The sequence below is a fragment of the Nonomuraea composti genome, assembly GCF_012034275.1.
Lineage (GTDB): Bacteria > Actinomycetota > Actinomycetes > Streptosporangiales > Streptosporangiaceae > Nonomuraea > Nonomuraea composti.
Window position 1 is genome coordinate 195,994 of sequence record NZ_JAATEP010000009.1, and the last position, 16,504, is coordinate 212,497.

The following is a 16,504-nucleotide window of genomic DNA, read 5'->3' on the forward strand; positions in this document are numbered from 1 at the left end:
TATGCGGAGAATAAGAGCGGCATAAGGGTCCGATCACGGCCCCGCTCACCTATGGGCCCGCAGGTGGGTACGCTGGAGCGGCCATGGAAAAGCCGGTGAGGAAACCCGTTCTGATCGTCTGCGGCGTGCTCGTGCTCGCCGTGGCCGCGTTCCTGCTGTTCGGCCGCGATGGCACGCCCGGCGACGCCTCGCCCGAGGCCGGGTTCGCCCGCGACATGGCCGCGCATCACGCGCAGGCCGTCGACATGGCGTTCATCATCAGGGACAAGGGGCCCGCCAGGGAGATCAGAAACCTGGCCTTCGACATCATCAACACCCAGTCCAACCAGCGCGGCATGTTCCTGGGCTGGTTGCAGCAGTGGCAGCTGAGCCAGGCGACCGACCAGCGGCCGATGGCCTGGATGAGCGGCCACGGGCACGGCGCCGCCGCCCCGTCCGCGACGCCCGGTACCTCGGGGTCCATGCCGGGCATGGCCTCGCCGGATGAGCTCACCAAGCTGAAACAGGCGCAGGGCACGCAGGCCGAGGTGCTGTTCCTGCAGCTCATGATCCGCCACCATGAAGGCGGCGTGCAGATGGCCGAGGGGCTGCTGAAGCTGTCCACGCGCAGCGAGGTGGTCAGCATGGCGCAGAAGATCGTCGACGGGCAGAGCGGGGAGATCAAGCTCATGACGGAGCTGCTCAGGCAGCGCGGGGCGCAGCCCTACCCGTCCATCCTGAAGAGCCAGTGACGGTGGGCGCCGACGCGGTCGTCGTGGGCTCCGGGCCGAACGGCCTGATGGCGGCGGTCCTGCTGGCCCGCGCCGGGCGCGAGGTGCTGCTGCTGGAGGCGGCCGAGCGGTTCGGCGGCGGGCTGCGGTCCGGCGAGGTGACGCTGCCGGGGCACGTGCACGACCTGGGCGCGACCGTGATGGCGATGGCGCTGGCCTCTCCTGCCTTTCGCGAGCTGGGCCCGCTCAAGGGCGTCGAGTTCGCGCACGCTCCCCTGGCCGCCGCGCACCCGCTCGACGGGCGGCCGGCCATGCTCGTGCACCGCGACGTGCGGCGCACCGCCGCCGGCCTGGGCCGCGACCGGCGCGCGTGGCTGGCCACCGTGGGAGCGGCGGTGCGGGCCGGGCTGCCGCTGGTCGACCTGCTGCTCAAGCCGCTGGGGCCGTGGCCGGCCCGGCCTCGCGTGTTCGCGCAGGCGGCCCGGTTCGGGGCGGCGGCGGCGCTGCCCGCCACCACGTTCGCCCGCGCGGCCTTCCGCACCGCCGAGGCGCGGGCGCTGCTCGCCGGCATGTCCGCCCACTCCATGCTCGACCTGCGCGCCCCCATCTCGGCCGGCTACGGGCTGGTGTTGTCGGCGCTGGCCCATTTGGTGGGCTGGCCGGTGGTGCGGGGCGGCTCGCAGGTGCTGGCCGACGCGCTCGTGGCCGAGCTCAGGTCGCTGGGCGGCGAGGCGGTGGCCGGGCACCGGGTGCGGCGGCTGGCCGAGCTCGACGCGCCGATCGTCGTGCTCGACGTGACGCCCCGGCAGCTGCTCGCGATGGCCGACCTGCCCGCCGGCTACCGGCGGCGGCTGGAGCGCTACCGCTACGGGCCCGGCGTGTTCAAGATGGACTGGGCGCTCGACGGCCCCGTGCCGTGGCGCGACCCCGCCGTGGCGTCGGCGGGCACCGTGCACCTGGGCGGCACGCTGGAGGAGATCGCGCTCAGCGAGGCCGAGACGACGGCCGGGCGGGTCTCACCCCGGCCGTACGTGCTGCTCGTCCAGCCGTACGCGGCCGACCCGACGCGCGGCGGGCACACGCTGTACGCCTACTGCCACGTCCCCCACGGCTGCGGCGCCGACCTGACCGACGCCATCGAGACCCAGATCGAGCGCTACGCCCCTGGCTTCCGCGACCGGGTGCTGGCCAGGCACGCCATGGGCCCGGCGGCGCTGGAGGCGGACAACCCCAACCTGGTGGGCGGCGACCTCGGCGGCGGGCTGACCAGCCTGACGCAGTTCCTGCGCCGCCCCGTCTGGTCGCCCGCCCCGTGGCGCACCCCGCTGCCGGGGGTGTTCCTCTGCTCGTCCTCGACGCCGCCGGGGCCGAGCGTGCACGGCATGGGCGGCTGGCAGGCCGCCCGCCTGGCGCTGCGCCGCCCCGTCCGTTGATCGTCAGCGGCGGGTGTCGGCCATCTCCTCGGCGAGGGCGGCCGCGAACGCGTCCACGTCCTGCTCCGTCGTGTCGAACGCGCACATCCACCGCACCTCCCCGTCCGTCCAGTCGTAGAACCTGAACCGCTTGCGCAGCCGGGCCGCGACGTCCTCGGGCAGCACCGCGAACACGGCGTTGGCCTCGACCGTCCTGGCCACCCGCACGCCCGGGATGCGCCCGACCGCCTCGGCCAGCCGCCGCGCCATCTCGTTGGCCCGGCGGGCGTTGCGCAGCCACAGGTCGCCCGCGAGCAGCGCCTCGAACTGCGCCGAGACGAACCGCATCTTCGACGACAGCTGCATGAACGTCTTGCGCAGGTAGTCGACGCCGGTGGCGGCGTCGGGGTTGAGCACGACGACGGCCTCGCCGTACATGAGGCCGATCTTCGTCCCGCCGAAGGAGAGGACGTCCACGCCCGCGTCGGTGGTCAGCGCCCGCATGGGGACGTCGAGCGCGGCGGCGGCGTTGGTCAGCCGGGAGCCGTCGAGGTGCACGAGCAGGCCCAGGTCGTGGGCGTGCGCGCAGATCGCGGCGATCTCCTCGGCGGTGTAGACGGTGCCGAGCTCGGTGGTGTTGGAGATCGAGACCACCTTCGGCTGGGCGCGGTGCACGTCGCCGAAGCCCCACGCCTGCCGGTCGATCAGCTCGGGGGTGAGCTTGCCGTCGGGCGTCGGGACGGTGAGCAGCTTGATGCCGCCCGCCACCTCGGGGGCGCCGCCCTCGTCGGTGTTGATGTGGGCGCTCTCGGCGCAGATGACCGCCTCCCACTGCGCGGTCATGGAGCGCAGGGAGACGACGTTGGCGGCGGTGCCGTTGAACACCGGCCACGCCCGCGCCTGCTCGCCGAAGTGCCGCTGGAAGACCTCCTGCATGGCCTCGGTGTAGACGTCGTCGCCGTAGGCGGTCTGGTGGCCGCCGTTGGCCGAGACGATGGCCTGGAGGATCTCGGGGTGCACCCCGGCGTAGTTGTCGCTGGCGAACGCCTTGAGCCGGGGGTCGTGCCGGGGGTTCAAGAAGTGAGGTCCAATCGTGTGCCGTTGATCTGCTCGGCGGGCCGGTCGTAGAGGCCGCCGATGGCCGCCGCCAGGTCGTTGACGTCGGTGAAGCCGGGGAAGCGGCGGTGCGGCTCGGCGGCCCGCATGGCGTCGTTGACCAGCGCCTTGACGACGAGGATGGTCGCCGCGCTGGAGGTGCCCTTGAGCGCGTCGGCCAGGGAGAGCGTCCACGCCTCCGCCGCCGCCTTGGCCGCCGCGTAGACGGCGCCGCCGGCGCTCGGCTGCCGCGCCGCCTGGGCGGAGACGATCACGAAGCGGCCGTTGTCGCTGCGGCGCAGCAGCGGCTCGAAGGCCAGCGAGACGTGCTGGAGGGTGCGGATCAGCAGGTCGTGCAGGACGTCCCAGTCGTCGAGGCTGGTCTCGGCGAACGAGGCGCCGCCGCGCCAGCCGCCCACCAGGTGCACCACGCCGTCCACGCGGCCGTGCTCGCGCTCGACGCGGTCGGCCAGGTCTTGGACGGCGGCGCGGTCGAGCAGGTCCACGTCCTGCTTGTCCACGCCGATCACCGTGTGACCCAGTTTCCGGAAATATCCGGACACGGCCTCACCGGTAGGCCCGCCGGCCCCGGTCACCAAAATGATCATGCTCGGAGTCCCTTAGTCGATTCGACCACGTCCGTCAGCTTACGGCGCAGTGCCTCGTAGAACATGCTGAGCGGGAACTCGTCCGGCAGCACCGCGTCCACCTTGGCCTTCTGCTCCTCCGGCAGCGCCGCCACGCCCTTGGCCCAGGTCGAGGCCGGGTGCGCGGCCACGTACGCGCTCACCAGCTCGTACGCCGCCAGCCAGTGCGCCAGCTTGGAGCGGTCGATGCTGTCGCGATACAGCTTCTCGACCTCCCCGCGCAGGTCGGCCACCCCGTCCGCGACCCGCTCCCAGTCGATCGAGAGCCGGTTGTCGGTCCAGCGCACGATGTCGTTGCGGTGCAGGTAGGCGAACAGGAGCTGGCCGCCCAGCCCGTCGTAGTTGCGCACCCGCTCCCCTGTTACGGGGAACCGGAAGAGCCGGTCGAACAGGATCGCGAGCTGGACGTAGCGGGCGTACGGCACCCCGCGCCGCTCCAGCTCGACGGCCTCGCCGAACGCGGTCAGGTCGCAGCGCAGCTCCTCCAGCGCGTACAGCCAGTACGGCATCCGCTGCTTGATCATGAACGGGTCGAACGGCAGGTCACCGTGGCTGTGCGTGCGGTCGTGCACCAGGTCCCACAGCACGAACGTGTCCTGCGCCAGCCGCTGCGAGGCCAGCAGCCGCTCGGCGTCCGGCGGCAGGTCCAGCCGCAGCGTCTCCACGGCGGCGCCGGCCACCCGCCGGAACCTGGCGGCCTCGCGGTCGGCGAAGATCCCGCCCCAGGTGAACCGCGCCGGCGCCTGCCGCACCGCCACCGTCTCCGGGAAGAGCACGGCCGAGTGGGTGTCGTAGCCGGAGGTGAAGTCCTCGAACGCGATCGGCACGAACATCGGGTTGTCGTACCCGCCCGCCTCCAGCTCGGCCAGCCAGGCGGGCCAGATGATGCGGATCCAGACGGCTTCCAGGTTGCGGGACGGGTTGCCGTTCTGGGTGTACATGGGGAACACCACGACGTGCTCCAGGCCGTCGACGCGCTGGGTGTCGGGGTGGAAGAGGTCGAGCGAGTCGAGGAAGTCGGGCACGCCGAGGTCCTGCTCCGCCCACTTGGTCAGGTCCGCCTGGACGGCCTGGAGGTAGGCGGTGTCGTGGGGGAAATATGGCGATATTTCGCCCACCCTGTCGGCGATCTCCGCCACCAGCTCCTTGGCCCGGCCCTTCGACTCCGCCGGCACCGAGCCGTCCTTGACCTGCAGCGGCCGCAACTCCTCGACGGCCGCCTTCAGGCGGGCGAACAGCGCCGCCTTGCCGTCACTCGCCGCCGCGCCGCTTGCCTCGTCACTCGCCGCCGCGCCGCTTGCCTCGTCGCGCGCCGCGCCGTGGAACGCGTCGCCGTGAGACGCGTCGCGGGCCGCGCTCGTGCGGTCGTCGTCGGCGGGGAGCCTGGCGGCCCAGGTGACGACGTTGCGCCAGAGGGCGCGGTGGTCGTGGTCCTCGATGGAGTCGTCGCCGAACAGGTCGGAGTCGGCGAACACGACGACCCGCCCCCGCCCGTGCCGCAGCGCGACGGCCAGCGGCTCGCCGGCCGGGTCGGCGTCGGCGGAGGTGGCGAACAGCACGTCCGCCCCGTCGGCGACCAGCGTGCCCGCACGGTAGAAGCAGGCCGTGCGCACCCCGGCCAGCAGCCCGGAGCCGCTGGAACGTTCCCCCAGCACCCAGGTCGCCACGCCCTGGTGCGCGTGGCGGGGGTCGCGCACGGTGGTGTGCCGGACGTCCACCCCGAAGCGGGCGAGCAGCTCGCGCAGGTTGTTGCCGTACTTGTCCTGCTCCTCCTCGGCCAGCACGACCAGCCCGCCGCCGCCCGCCACGAACGCCTCGACGGCGTCCAGCTCGGCGGCGGTGAAGACGGGGCCGCCCTGCCCGGTGGTGCGCTCCCACCGCTCGTCCGAGGGGTGGGCGATCACGAGGACGTCCTGCTCGGCCAGCGTCTCGGGGCCGAGCGGGCCGGCCGTGTGGGCGGTGACCGTGTGCCCCAGGTGCCGCAGCAGCGCGGCGGCGCGGGCGTAGCTGGTGTCGTCGGGATGGGCGGGGTTGACGGACTCGGCCAGCTCGCGCCGGATGGTCCACGACTCGTTGTGAGCCTCGTCGAACAGGACCCGGGGGAACGATCGCATGAAATTTCTCCTGCATCTGCCGCCTTACGCAGGAAAATATACACACATACCCGGCCTGCCCCGCTAGTCCCTCCCGGCTAGGCCGCCCCAGGGCGTACGACACCCGTCTCGTACGCGAACACGACGGCCTGCGCCCGATCGCGCAGCGACAGCTTCATCAGCACCCGCGCCACGTGCGTCTTGACCGTGGCCTCCCCCACGAACAGGTCCCTGGCGATCTCCGCGTTGGTCAGGCCGCGCGCCAGCAGCCGCAGCACCTCCAGCTCGCGCGGCGTCAGCTCGGCCAGCGCCGGCGACGGCACGGGCTCGGCGCGGCCCGCGAACGTGGCGATCACCCGGCTCGTCACGGCCGGGTCGAGCAGCGCGTCACCGGCGTGCACCACCCTGATCGCCTCCAGCAGCTGCTCCGGCGGCGACACCTTCAGCAGGAACCCGCTGGTGCCGGCGCGCAGCGCGGCGTAGAGGTTCTCGTCGGTGTCGAACGTGGTCAGCGTGATGACCTTCGGCGGCGCCGGGGTGTCGAGCAGCTCCCTGGCCGCGGCCAGCCCGTCGAGCCGGGGCATCGAGATGTCCATGAGGACGATGTCCGGCCGGGCGCGCCTGGCCACGGCGACGGCCTCGCGCCCGTCGGCCGCCTCCCCGACGACTTCCATGCCGGGGTCGCTCTCGACGACCATGCGCAGCCCGGCCCTGACCATCGCCTGATCGTCGGCGATGACTATGCGAATGCCCACACGCGGAGGTTAGACGCCAGGTGGCGCACTTGAACACCGCGCGAACGGCCTCGCCAAGCCGTACGCAAGTGAGTTCCAAGTCAGGACAGGCGCACGCTCTGCCTGATCCTCGTCTGGGTGGCGTCGTCGCAGGTGGTCTTGCCGCAGAAGTACATGATCAGCATGCTCTTGGGCTTGCGGTCGATGACGTAGCTGACGAAGCCGAGCCGGGCGCCGCTGGCCGGGTCGTGCAGGGAGCCGTCGAAGCGGGTGGCGGGGCTGCTGCCCGCCTGGTCCTGTACGGGCTTGTTGAGATCGACCTGGCCGGGGAGCAGGGCCTCCATCTTCGGTTTCATCATCTCCGCCGTGCCGCCGGCGTCGAGGGTGTCGGAGACCTGGACGTACACGCCGGCGACGCCCTCGGGGTCGCTGTTGACGATCTCCTTGACCTTGGACCAGTCGGCGCCGGGGCCGGAGACGAACAGCTCCTCGAACTCGGGGGCGTACGGGGACGCCACGGCGAACAGGTCCTGGTGGGTGCGTACCGTCCAGTCGCCGGGATAGTCGAAGGTGAGCGGGGCGGCGGTGCTGGTCTTGTAGGTGGCCCAGGTGTCGGCGCGGTTGCCGAGCACCACGAACGCCACCAGCGCGAGCGCGGCGGCGGCGGCCACCAGCGTGGCGGCCACGATCGGGATCCGGCCGGGGCGCCTGGCCCTGGCGGCGCCGCCCGGCTCCCGCGTGGCCTGCCCCGCCACCCCTGGGGCCTGGGTGAACGAGGCCGCGAACTGCGGCGCACCGCCCGGCACGGCCCCGGGCACGGAGCGCGGGCCCGAGCCCGATCCTGCCCCGGGGAGGGAGTGCGGCCCCGAGCCCGATCCTGCGCCGGGGAGGGAGTGCGGGCCCGAGCCCGGGCCCGGCCCCGGGGCGGCGTGGGCGCCCCGCCGTTGCACGGGATGGGGCCCGGAGTGCGGGCTCTGCCCAGGAGGCGGCACGAGCGGCCCCGTGCCAGGGCCGGGACCAGGGCCGGAGCCGAGCCCGCCGAACCGGTCGGCGAAGGGGTCGGCGAAGGGGTCGTGCTGGTTGTACTGGCGCCCGCTGATCGCATCGCGCAGCGCGGTCACGAACTCGGTGCAGGTCGCGTACCGCTGCTCGGGCGACTTGGCCAGCGCGCGCATGATCACGCCGTCCACCTGCGCGGGCAGCTCGGGACGCAGCTGCGACAGCGGCGCCGGCTGCTCGGCCAGGTGCGCCCAGAGCAGCGCGATGTCGTTCTCGCGCTGGAACGGCAGCCGTCCCGACAGCGCCTCGTAGACCACGCAGGCCAGCGCGTACTGGTCGCACCGGCCGTCGATGTGCTCCTTGTTGATCTGCTCGGGCGACATGTACCGGGGCGTGCCGATGAATTGGTCGGTCTGCGTCAGCCCGGAGATCGACGAGCGGTGCTTGGTGATGCCGAAGTCGGTGAGGTAGACGTGGTCGCCGGCGAGCAGGATGTTGGCCGGTTTGACGTCGCGGTGGATCAGGTCGTGGGCGTGGGCGGCGTCGAGCGCGGCGGCCACCTGCGCGAAGATCTGGTTGGCCTGGCCGATGGGCAGCGGCCCGCGGTCGTAGATGAGGCGGCGCAGGTCGAGGCCGTCCACGTACCGCATGGCGATGTACAGGACGCCGTCGGCGTCGGCGTTCGCCTCGTAGATGGGGATGATGTTGGGGTGCTCGATGCTGGCGACCGTCCTGGACTCCAGGATGAACCGCTGCCTGAACCTGTCGTCGACACTGAGCACCGGGTTGAGGATCTTCAGCGCCACCCGGCGGCTCAACCTCGGGTCGAGAGCCAGGTAGACGACGGCCATGCCGCCCTTGCCGACGATGTCCTCGATGTAGTACCCGGCCACCTCCTGGCCGATGAGCGATCTTTCGTTCAATGGCATCACGTCTCGATGGGGTGGCCGCAGTAGCCGCAGAAGCGGTGCGCCGGTCCGAGCCTCATACCGCACGAGGTGCAGTACTTGATGGCCGGGTCCGGCGCGGTCATCACCTGCTGCTGCTGCGGGACCACTTGGAACGGCTGGGACCGCCGCACGACCACGGTCTGGTTGGCACCGTCGTCGAGCGGTGGACCGGCCGCCAGCGGCTGTGGCAGTTCTGTCTGTCTTTCAGGAGTGCGGCGGCGCCACAGCAGATACGCGCCGCCCCCGGCGGCGATGAAGAGAATCGCCGCCGCCGCGATGTACGGCCACAGCGGCGTGGACTTCCCCGACTCTCCCGACACCTTCTTGGTGCCCTGGTCCTCCGGGCCGCCCCGCTTGGCCAGCGAGGTCTTCAGCAGCGTCGCGGCCACCACGTTGCCGGGATAGAGCTCCAGCACGCGCTGGAAGCCCGGCGCGGCCTCGGTGTAGTACTGCGTGTGGTAGCGGGTCAGGGCCGCCTCGAAGGCGGTGTCGATCGCGCCCCGGCGCGGCACGACCTTGGCGGCCGCGAGGACGGCGGTGACCTCCTTGACCCCGATCATCTTGCCGTCCTTGCCGCCACCGACGAGCAGGCCGATGACGTGGCCGTCCTTGTCGCCGATGACCGGCGCGCCGACGAGGCCCTTGTCGGCCAGGCCGCCCAGCTTGACCGGCTCGTCGGTCTTCTTCTCGGGGTCGGCGAACGGCCTGCCCGCGCCGCCCGCCACGCCGCCCTTGCCCAGGTGGGCGATCTCGACGGTCTCCTTCACGTTGGGGCCGGGCCGGCCGAGGAAGCCGGCCACGTTCGTGGGCGCCCCCTCCTGCTCGGGCACCTTGTCGGCCAGCGGCGCGGTCGGCATGCCGACGCCGCCGGTGGCGGGGGTCAGCGGCACCAGCACGGCCGGGCTGTCGGGATCGGGGCCGGCCTTGATGCACTTGACCTTGTAGCCGTCGGGGCTGGCCGGTGAGACGTTGGGGAAGGCGGTGATCTCGGTGGTGACGCTGACGATGCAGGTCGCGGTGTCGCTGCCGACGTCGTAGCACTCCTGGAGGTGGTGGTCGAGCAGGTCGTCGGAGACGTGGTGCTTGGCGTAGTCCTCGGGGATCTTCACCTTGTGGTGCTCGGCGAAGATCTTGTTGGCGGCGTAGACGGCGACGTCGTTGGGGTTCACCGCCAGGCGCCGCAGTGCCACGATCGTGCCGTCGGGGTTGATGACCGTGCCGGTGCCCGCCGCGAACGGCAGGGTGTAGGAACGGTCCACGTGTTTCAGCTCGCCGATGTGATCGAGCAGGGTGATCTTCACATGGGACACGGCTTCCAGCCGCACCACGGCCGGTGTCACCAGGTCGGTGATCCCGCTCGGATGCTCGTGGGCCGCGACCGGCGTCGCGATGAGCACCAGTGCCACCGCGGCGCCACCGGCAAGAGCTGTGAGGCGCGCCATCTCCGCTCCAAACACTGGAATAGGACCAGGTTCCCAATCACCTGGCGTAAGTCAATAGACCGCCACATAGACAAGCGCTTGCTCGGGGACATAACGTACCGGGATGGGTTACGCGATCGGCGTCGATGTCGGCGGCACCTTCACCGACGTGGTCCTGAGAGACACGTCCGGCGCGATATCCGTGGCCAAATGTCTGAGCACCCACTACGACCCCATCGCCGGCATACTCACCGGCGTTACACGCGTCCTCGCCGGGCGTGACCCCGCCCAGGTCACCAGGGTGGTGCACGCGACCACTCTGGCCACCAACGCCGTGCTCGAACGCAAGGGCGTACGCGTCGCCTTCGTCACCACCCAGGGCTTCCGCGCCGCCGTCCCGCTCGGCCGCTACGCCCGCGTCGAGGAGGACCGCTACGACCTGCGCTTCACCCCGCCCCCTCCCCCGGTCGCGGCCGGCGACTGCTTCGAAGTGGTCGAGCGCATCTCCGCCCGCGGCGCCGTCCTCACCCCCCTCGACCCCGATTCCGTACGCCGCGCCGCCGCCGCCATCACCGCCCGCGGGATCGGGTCGGCCGCCGTGTGCCTGCTGCACGCCTACGCGAACCCCGCCCACGAACGCCGCGTCGCCGAGATCCTGCGCGAGACGATCCCCGCCGTCGTCACCTCCTCCGAGACCTGGCCCGAACTGCGCGAGTACGAGCGGGCCACCACCACCATCATGTCCGCCTACATCGGCCCGCTCATGGCCTCCTACCTGTCCCGGCTGCGGGAACGGCTCGCCGGGATCGGGATCCGCGCGCCCGTCCACGTCATGGAGTCCAGCGGCGGGGTCATCCCCGCCGAACTCGCCGCCCGCCGCGCCGTCGCCACCATCGAGTCGGGCCCCGCCGCCGGAGTGCTCGCCGCGGCCGGGGCCGGGTTCGCCGACGCGATCTCGTTCGACATGGGCGGGACCACCGCCAAGACGTGCGTCGTGCGCGGCGGGCGGCCCGAGATCACGCACGAGTTCCACGTCGGCGGCAAGGGCAGCTTCGGCGGGCGGCGCGCCGGCACCGGCGTGCCCATCAAGACCCCCGCCATCGACCTCGCCGAAGTCGGGGCCGGCGGGGGCAGCGTGGCCTGGCTCGACCCCGCCGGCGCCCTGCGCGTCGGCCCCCGCTCCGCCGGCTCCTCCCCCGGCCCCGCCTGCTACGGCCTCGGCGGCGCCGAACCCACCGTCACCGACGCCAACCTCATCCTCGGCTACCTCTCCTCCGCCTCCATCCCCCTCTCGCCCGCACTCGCGGACAAGGCTCTGGACCGGCTCGCCTCACCGCTCGGCGTCACGCGCGAGCAGGCCGCGTACGCCGTGCACGAGATCGTCAGCGCCTCCATGGCGTCGGCAGTGCACGTCGTCACCGTGCAACGCGGCATCGACCCCCGCGGCTTCGCCCTCGTCGCCTCCGGCGGCGCCGGCCCCATGCACGCCGCCCGCATCGCCGCCCGCTTCGGCATCACCACCGTCGTCGTCCCCGCCCACTGCGGCGTCGCCTCGGCCGCCGGCCTCCTGTCCGGCGACCTGTCCACCGACCGCGTCCAGTCCCACCTCGACGCCCCCGACCCCGCCGCCCTGCTCACCACCCTCGCCGAAGCCGCCGCCACCGACCTCGCCGTCCCCCTCGGGACGCCCGGGGTGCGGGTCCACCGCTCGGTGGACGTCCGCTTCAAGGGCCAGTCCCACGACCTGACCGTGGACTGGTCCGACGACCGGGCCGAACTGGAGTCACGCTTCCACCGGCGGTACGCGGAGGTGTACGGGATCACGCAACGCGGCGAGATCGAACTGGTCAGCTACCGCGTCCGCGTCTCCGTCCCCGCCGACCCGCTGGCGGACACGCCAGCGGCCAACGCCCCAGCCCCCGCCCCGGCGCACCATCCCAGCGCCGGTACGGCGAGCACCCGAACGCAGGAGCCCGGCGCAACGCGCACGGCGGGCACCGGCGCCCGTACGGCGGAGCGGGGCGCGACTCGCGTCACCACGCGGAGGGCGTACTTCCCCGAGTGCGGTGGCTACGCCGACGTGCCCGTCCACACCAGGCGAACCCTGGCCACCGAGCCGGACGCCACCGTCGAAGGCCCCGCCGTGATCGAGGATCCCGAGTCGACGATCGTCGTCCCACCCGGCTGGGCGGCCACCCTCACGCCCGCCCAAGCCGTCCACCTCGTCAGGAGCGGCCGATGACCGCCGATGCGCTCACCGCCGAGGTGCTGAGGAACGCGCTCGTGGTGGCCGCCGAGGAGGCCAGTATCGTGGTGGTCCGCTCGGCGTATTCGACGTTCATCGTCGAGGGCTCCGACGCCTCGGCGGCGATCCTGGACGCCCGGGGCCGCCTGATCGCCCATTCGATGGCCACGACGCTGATGAACAGCATGGCGCTCAAGGTCGCCCTCCCCGAGCTGCTCAAGGACGTCCCGCCGCAAACGATGCTTCCGGGCGAGGTGTACGTGCTGAACGACGCCTACCGGGGCGGCGTGCACACGAACGACCTGCTCGTCTACCGCCCCGTCTTCGTCGGGAGCGACCCGGCGTACTTCACCGCCACCATGATCCACGTCTCCGACCTGGGCGGCCTGTCGGCGGGCGGGATGGCGCCGCTGGCCACGGACATCTTCCTGGAGGGCCTGCAGCTCCCCCCGGTCCGCCTGGTGACCGCCGAGGGTGTCGTGGAGCCGGCGATCGAGGCGATTCTGCGGGCGAACAGCCGCACCCCCGGCAAGGTCATGGGTGACGTCCGCGCCCTGGTGGCCGGCACGAAGGTGGCCGCCGCCCGCCTGGAGTCCCTGATTTCGGAGTACGGCGAGCACGGCCTGGCCGCAGGCGTCGACGCCTATCTCGACCACACGGAGGCCAGGACCAGGGCGGCGCTGGCGGAGCTGCCGGAGGGCCGGTTCGAGGCGTCGTACCCGATCGACGACGACGGGATCGACCCGGACCGGCGGCACCACGTGCGGGTGGCCGTGACGCTCGGCGGGCGTACGGCGGCACTGGACTTCGCCGGCACGGACCCGCAGGTGCCGGCGGCGATCAACGCCTCGGCGTCGCAGTCGCTGGCGGCCGCCGTGTTCGCCGTGCGCTGCTTCCTCGATCCCGCGATCCCGATGAACGACGGCTGCCTGCGCGCCATCGAGGTGCACCTGCCGGAGGGTTCGCTGCTCAACGCCCGCTCCCCGCACCCGTGCGGCGGCCGGTTCGTCCCGATCTACGCCGCCATGGAGGCCGTCTTCCAGGCGCTGTCGGACGCGGTGCCGGAGCGGGCCATCGCGGCCAGCGGCATCCTGCAGCCGTTCTCGATCGCGGCCGTGGGGGCGCCGTACTGGATCCACCTGTCGTACGACTTCGGCGGCGTGGGCGCGCGCCGCGGCCTGGACGGCCCGGACGCGACGGGCGTGCACTTCGGGGTGGGACGGAACTCGGTGCCGCAGGTGGAGCCGGTGGAGAGCCGCTGCCCGCTGATCGTGGAGTCGATCGAGACGATCCCCGACTCGGGCGGCCCCGGCCGGTACCGGGGCGGGCTGGGGTCGCGCACGGTGTACCGGTTCCTGGCGGACTGCCACGTGACGACCCGCGGCGACCGCCTCCGCCTGGCCCCTCCGGGGCGGGAGGGCGGGCTGCCGGGGCGGCTGGGCGGCTTCTACCGGCGGCGGGTGGACGGGACGGTGGAGCGGCTGGCGTCCAAGGTGAACAATGTCCGGTTCGCGGCCGGGGAGGCGTTCATCGTGGAGACGACGGGCGGGGGCGGCCTGGGGCCCCCGTCGGAGCGGGACCGGGAGGCGATCCTGGCCGACCTCGACGCGGGACGCGTGTCGGCGCGGGGGGCGGCCGAGGACTACGGGGTCAGCCTCGAATCAGTATCGGGAGTCTCGCCCTTGCCTACAGCGCACTTCCCTCACTTGGAGTGACGAGGCCGCCACGCCTCGGCTCCCCGCCGCACGGCCGCGTGCACCGCCCGTGCCACCCGTGCCCCCCACTCCGACCGCGGCCCGCCGAACAGCTCTTCCTCCCCCTCGGCGGGCACCGCCACGCACACCGCGTCCGAGGCGGTGCCCGTGCCGGCGAAGCCCGTTTCGACGAGTGCCTGGGTCTTGGCCTCGGTGACCGTCATCACGGTGTTGACGAGCGCCGCGTCCGTCATGGCCACGGGCAGGACGACCACGATGTTGATGGTGCCGACCCGCATGGGCGCCAGCTCGGGGTCCGCGTGTCCCTCGGGGGCGGCGGCCCAGGTGGGGACGCGCAGGCCGACGGTGGCGTACGCCTGCACGCCCCCGTCGTCGGCCCGGACGCAGCGGTCCACGGAGGCGGCGGTCATCATCCCCACCCCGGCGCCGCCGGAAGGGCCCAGCGACACGAGGTGGTCGACCGGGTCCATCCGCGCGTACCCGGCGACGACCTGCGCGTTCAGCACCCATTCGCGGGGGCCGATCCCGCCGCCGAGAATGGCGGAGGAGATCATCCGCCAGCCGGGCCCGAACTCCCAGAGCAGCGCACCGAGCCGGGCCCCGTCCTCCTCGCGGTAGCCGAGCTTCACGGCCCTCCCCGTACCAGGTGCACGACGGGCCGCCCGTCGGGGCCCGGCTCGATCTTGACGTGCGCGTCGAAGTGCCGTCCGACGAGCTCTTCGGTGAGGACGCGGGCGGGCTCGCCGGCGGCGGCGGCCCGGCCGCCGGTCAGGAGCAGGAGGGAGTCGGCGTAGAGGCCGGCGACGGTCAGGTCGTGCAGGGTCGTGACGACGGTGAGGCCGTCGGTGCGGCGCAGCCGGTCCACCAGCTCCAGCACCTGCTGCTGGTGGCCGAGGTCGAGGGCGGTGGTGGGCTCGTCCAGCAGCAGCGCGGGCGCCTCCTGGGCGAGCGCCCGGGCGAGCACGACGCGCTGCCGCTCGCCGCCGGACAGCTCGCCGACGCGGCGGCCGGCCAGCGCGGTCAGGTCGAGCCGCTCCAGCACGGAGCCGGTCACCTCGCGGTCGTGGCGGCTCTCGCGGCCGAGGTAGGGGATGTACGGGGTGCGGCCCAGCAGGGCGTAGTCGAAGACCGTCATGTCGGGCGGCAGGGCGGGCGTCTGCGGCGCGTACGCCAGCAGCCTGGCCCGCTGTCGTGGCTTGAGCTCGCGGGACGGGCGGGAGCCGAGCAGGATCTCGCCCCGGTGGGCGACCAGCCCCATGAGGGCCTTGAGCAGGGTGGACTTGCCGGCCCCGTTGGGCCCGATGACGCCCACCCACTCGCCCTGCCGCACCTCGAAGCTCACGCCGTCGAGGACGTCCCGCTCCCCGAGCCGCACGGACAGCCCGTTCGCGCTGATCATGAGCCCCCCTGCCTGAGCACAGGCCCGATCACACGCCCACTCCGTGTCGTCATGTGCTCGCCCGCCTGGTCATGCGCAGGACGGCGACGAAGAACGGCGCGCCCACGAACATGGTCACGACGCCGATCGGCAGCTCGGCGGGCGCGATCACGGTGCGGGCCGCGAGGTCGGCCAGCACGAGGAACGCGGCCCCGCCGATCAGCGACAGCGGCAGCACGACCCGGTACGAGCCGCCGGCGATGCGCCGCACGACGTGCGGGACCACGATCCCGACGAACCCGATGAGCCCGCTCACGGCGACGGCCGCCGCCGTGGCCAGGGACGCGGCCAGCAGCACCATGAGCCGCACCCGGGCGGCGGGCACCCCGAGGCTGGTGGCCTCCTCGTCGCCGACGGACAGCACGTCCAGCATGCGCCCGTGCAGCAGGAGCAGCATGGCGGAGACGGCGGCGTACGGCAGGACGAGCCAGAACTGGTCCCACCCGCCGCCGACGTCGCCGAGGATCCAGGAGTAGATGCGCTGCAGCTCCTCGACCTTGAACTGCTGGACGAACGTCTGGATCGCGGTGAGGAACGAGGTGACCGCGACCCCGGCGAGCACCAGCGTGGCCGTGCCGCCGGCCCGCCCGGCGGTGTTGCCGAGCGTGTACGCGAGGAACACGCCGCCCACGGCCCCGAGGAAGGCCGCCACGGGGATGCTCCCGGCCACGGACGGCAGCAGCACGATGGCCGCGGTCGCCGCGAGCCCCGCCCCGGCGGCGGCGCCCAGCAGGTACGGGTCGGCGAGCGGGTTGCGGAAGACGCCCTGGTACCCGGCGCCGGCCATGGCGAGCAGCCCGCCGACGACGGCGGCGACGAGCACGCGCGGCAGCCGCAGCTCGTACAGCAGCCCCTGCTCGACGGGCGCGAGCCCGGAGTCCACGTGGACGAGCGGCAGCCAGTCCGCGACCTGGAGGACGACCTGCCAGGGCGAGATGTCGGCGGCCCCGCCGAGCAGGGCGGCGATCATGGAGACGGCCAGCACGACCAGCGCGCACACCACCCACAGGGGTCTGGCCCTGGACGGGCCGGCCTGGGTCACCAC

13 protein-coding genes are annotated in these 16,504 nt (G+C 72.9%); 4 read left to right on the top strand and 9 right to left on the bottom strand.

Going from position 1 to position 16,504, the window contains the following annotated elements; all coding sequences use genetic code 11:
- The first annotated feature begins 95 nt into the window (after positions 1 to 95).
- On the top strand, positions 96 to 731 hold the full coding sequence (locus HCN51_RS15465; RefSeq protein ID WP_346433656.1) for a DUF305 domain-containing protein: 636 nt from the start codon (positions 96 to 98) through the stop codon (positions 729 to 731).
- Positions 728 to 2,143 (top strand): phytoene desaturase family protein, encoded by a 1,416-nt coding sequence (locus tag HCN51_RS15470; RefSeq protein WP_346433657.1) that lies wholly within the window; start codon positions 728 to 730, stop codon positions 2,141 to 2,143. The genes HCN51_RS15465 and HCN51_RS15470 overlap by 4 nt, the downstream gene beginning before the upstream one ends.
- Before the next feature lie 3 nt (positions 2,144 to 2,146).
- Here HCN51_RS15470 and HCN51_RS15475 read toward each other — a convergent pair whose 3' ends face one another.
- The 6 genes from HCN51_RS15475 to HCN51_RS15500 all read right to left on the bottom strand — a co-directional run bounded on the left by HCN51_RS15475 (position 2,147) and on the right by HCN51_RS15500 (position 10,082).
- Entirely contained in the window at positions 2,147 to 3,199 is a 1,053-nt protein-coding gene (locus HCN51_RS15475; protein ID WP_206067039.1) for a threonine aldolase family protein, read from the bottom strand.
- Positions 3,196 to 3,825 (bottom strand): SDR family NAD(P)-dependent oxidoreductase, encoded by a 630-nt coding sequence (locus HCN51_RS15480; RefSeq protein WP_168010308.1) that lies wholly within the window; start codon positions 3,823 to 3,825, stop codon positions 3,196 to 3,198. Before HCN51_RS15480 ends, HCN51_RS15475 begins: the two co-directional genes overlap by 4 nt.
- A complete protein-coding gene (locus tag HCN51_RS15485) occupies positions 3,822 to 5,978 on the bottom strand; it encodes a DUF6421 family protein (protein ID WP_168010309.1) in 2,157 nt (718 codons plus the stop codon). The genes HCN51_RS15480 and HCN51_RS15485 overlap by 4 nt, the downstream gene beginning before the upstream one ends.
- Before the next feature lie 77 nt (positions 5,979 to 6,055).
- A complete protein-coding gene (locus HCN51_RS15490) occupies positions 6,056 to 6,712 on the bottom strand; it encodes a response regulator (protein WP_080041301.1) in 657 nt (218 codons plus the stop codon).
- A gap of 80 nt (positions 6,713 to 6,792) precedes the next feature.
- Positions 6,793 to 8,619, bottom strand: a complete 1,827-nt coding sequence (locus HCN51_RS15495) for a serine/threonine protein kinase (RefSeq protein ID WP_168010310.1) — start codon at positions 8,617 to 8,619, stop codon at positions 6,793 to 6,795.
- Positions 8,619 to 10,082: a zinc ribbon domain-containing protein gene (locus HCN51_RS15500; RefSeq protein WP_206067040.1), complete on the bottom strand. Its 1,464-nt coding sequence runs from the start codon at positions 10,080 to 10,082 to the stop codon at positions 8,619 to 8,621. Before HCN51_RS15500 ends, HCN51_RS15495 begins: the two co-directional genes overlap by 1 nt.
- 103 nt (positions 10,083 to 10,185) lie before the next feature.
- On the opposite strand from HCN51_RS15500, the gene HCN51_RS15505 reads away from it, so the two are divergent.
- Positions 10,186 to 12,303 (top strand): hydantoinase/oxoprolinase family protein, encoded by a 2,118-nt coding sequence (locus HCN51_RS15505; protein WP_168010311.1) that lies wholly within the window; start codon positions 10,186 to 10,188, stop codon positions 12,301 to 12,303.
- Positions 12,300 to 14,021 carry a hydantoinase B/oxoprolinase family protein gene (locus tag HCN51_RS15510; protein ID WP_168010312.1) on the top strand — a complete coding sequence of 574 codons (1,722 nt, stop codon included), beginning with the start codon at positions 12,300 to 12,302 and terminating at the stop codon, positions 14,019 to 14,021. Before HCN51_RS15505 ends, HCN51_RS15510 begins: the two co-directional genes overlap by 4 nt.
- On the opposite strand, the gene HCN51_RS15515 is transcribed toward HCN51_RS15510, so the two are convergent.
- Genes HCN51_RS15515 through HCN51_RS15525 form a run of 3 tightly spaced genes read right to left on the bottom strand, consistent with a single transcriptional unit; the run spans position 14,009 to position 16,504 of the window.
- Positions 14,009 to 14,650, bottom strand: a complete 642-nt coding sequence (locus tag HCN51_RS15515) for an adenosylcobinamide amidohydrolase (RefSeq protein ID WP_168010313.1) — start codon at positions 14,648 to 14,650, stop codon at positions 14,009 to 14,011. The two genes, HCN51_RS15510 and HCN51_RS15515, sit on opposite strands and share 13 nt — an antisense overlap.
- Positions 14,647 to 15,420 carry an ABC transporter ATP-binding protein gene (locus HCN51_RS15520; RefSeq protein WP_168010314.1) on the bottom strand — a complete coding sequence of 258 codons (774 nt, stop codon included), beginning with the start codon at positions 15,418 to 15,420 and terminating at the stop codon, positions 14,647 to 14,649. The genes HCN51_RS15515 and HCN51_RS15520 overlap by 4 nt, the downstream gene beginning before the upstream one ends.
- Before the next feature lie 49 nt (positions 15,421 to 15,469).
- Positions 15,470 to 16,504: an iron chelate uptake ABC transporter family permease subunit gene (locus HCN51_RS15525; protein WP_168010315.1), complete on the bottom strand. Its 1,035-nt coding sequence runs from the start codon at positions 16,502 to 16,504 to the stop codon at positions 15,470 to 15,472.

Excerpts from the sequence above, each read along its gene's own strand:
- HCN51_RS15480 (WP_168010308.1), bottom strand. The coding sequence starts at position 3,825 with ATGATCATTTTGGTGACCGGGGCCGGCGGGCCTACCGGTGAGGCCGTG.
- HCN51_RS15485 (WP_168010309.1), bottom strand. The coding sequence starts at position 5,978 with ATGCGATCGTTCCCCCGGGTCCTGTTCGACGAGGCTCACAACGAGTCG.
- HCN51_RS15495 (WP_168010310.1), bottom strand. The coding sequence starts at position 8,619 with ATGCCATTGAACGAAAGATCGCTCATCGGCCAGGAGGTGGCCGGGTAC.
- HCN51_RS15500 (WP_206067040.1), bottom strand. The coding sequence starts at position 10,082 with ATGGCGCGCCTCACAGCTCTTGCCGGTGGCGCCGCGGTGGCACTGGTG.
- HCN51_RS15505 (WP_168010311.1), top strand. The coding sequence starts at position 10,186 with ATGGGTTACGCGATCGGCGTCGATGTCGGCGGCACCTTCACCGACGTG.
- HCN51_RS15510 (WP_168010312.1), top strand. The coding sequence starts at position 12,300 with ATGACCGCCGATGCGCTCACCGCCGAGGTGCTGAGGAACGCGCTCGTG.
- HCN51_RS15520 (WP_168010314.1), bottom strand. The coding sequence starts at position 15,420 with ATGATCAGCGCGAACGGGCTGTCCGTGCGGCTCGGGGAGCGGGACGTC.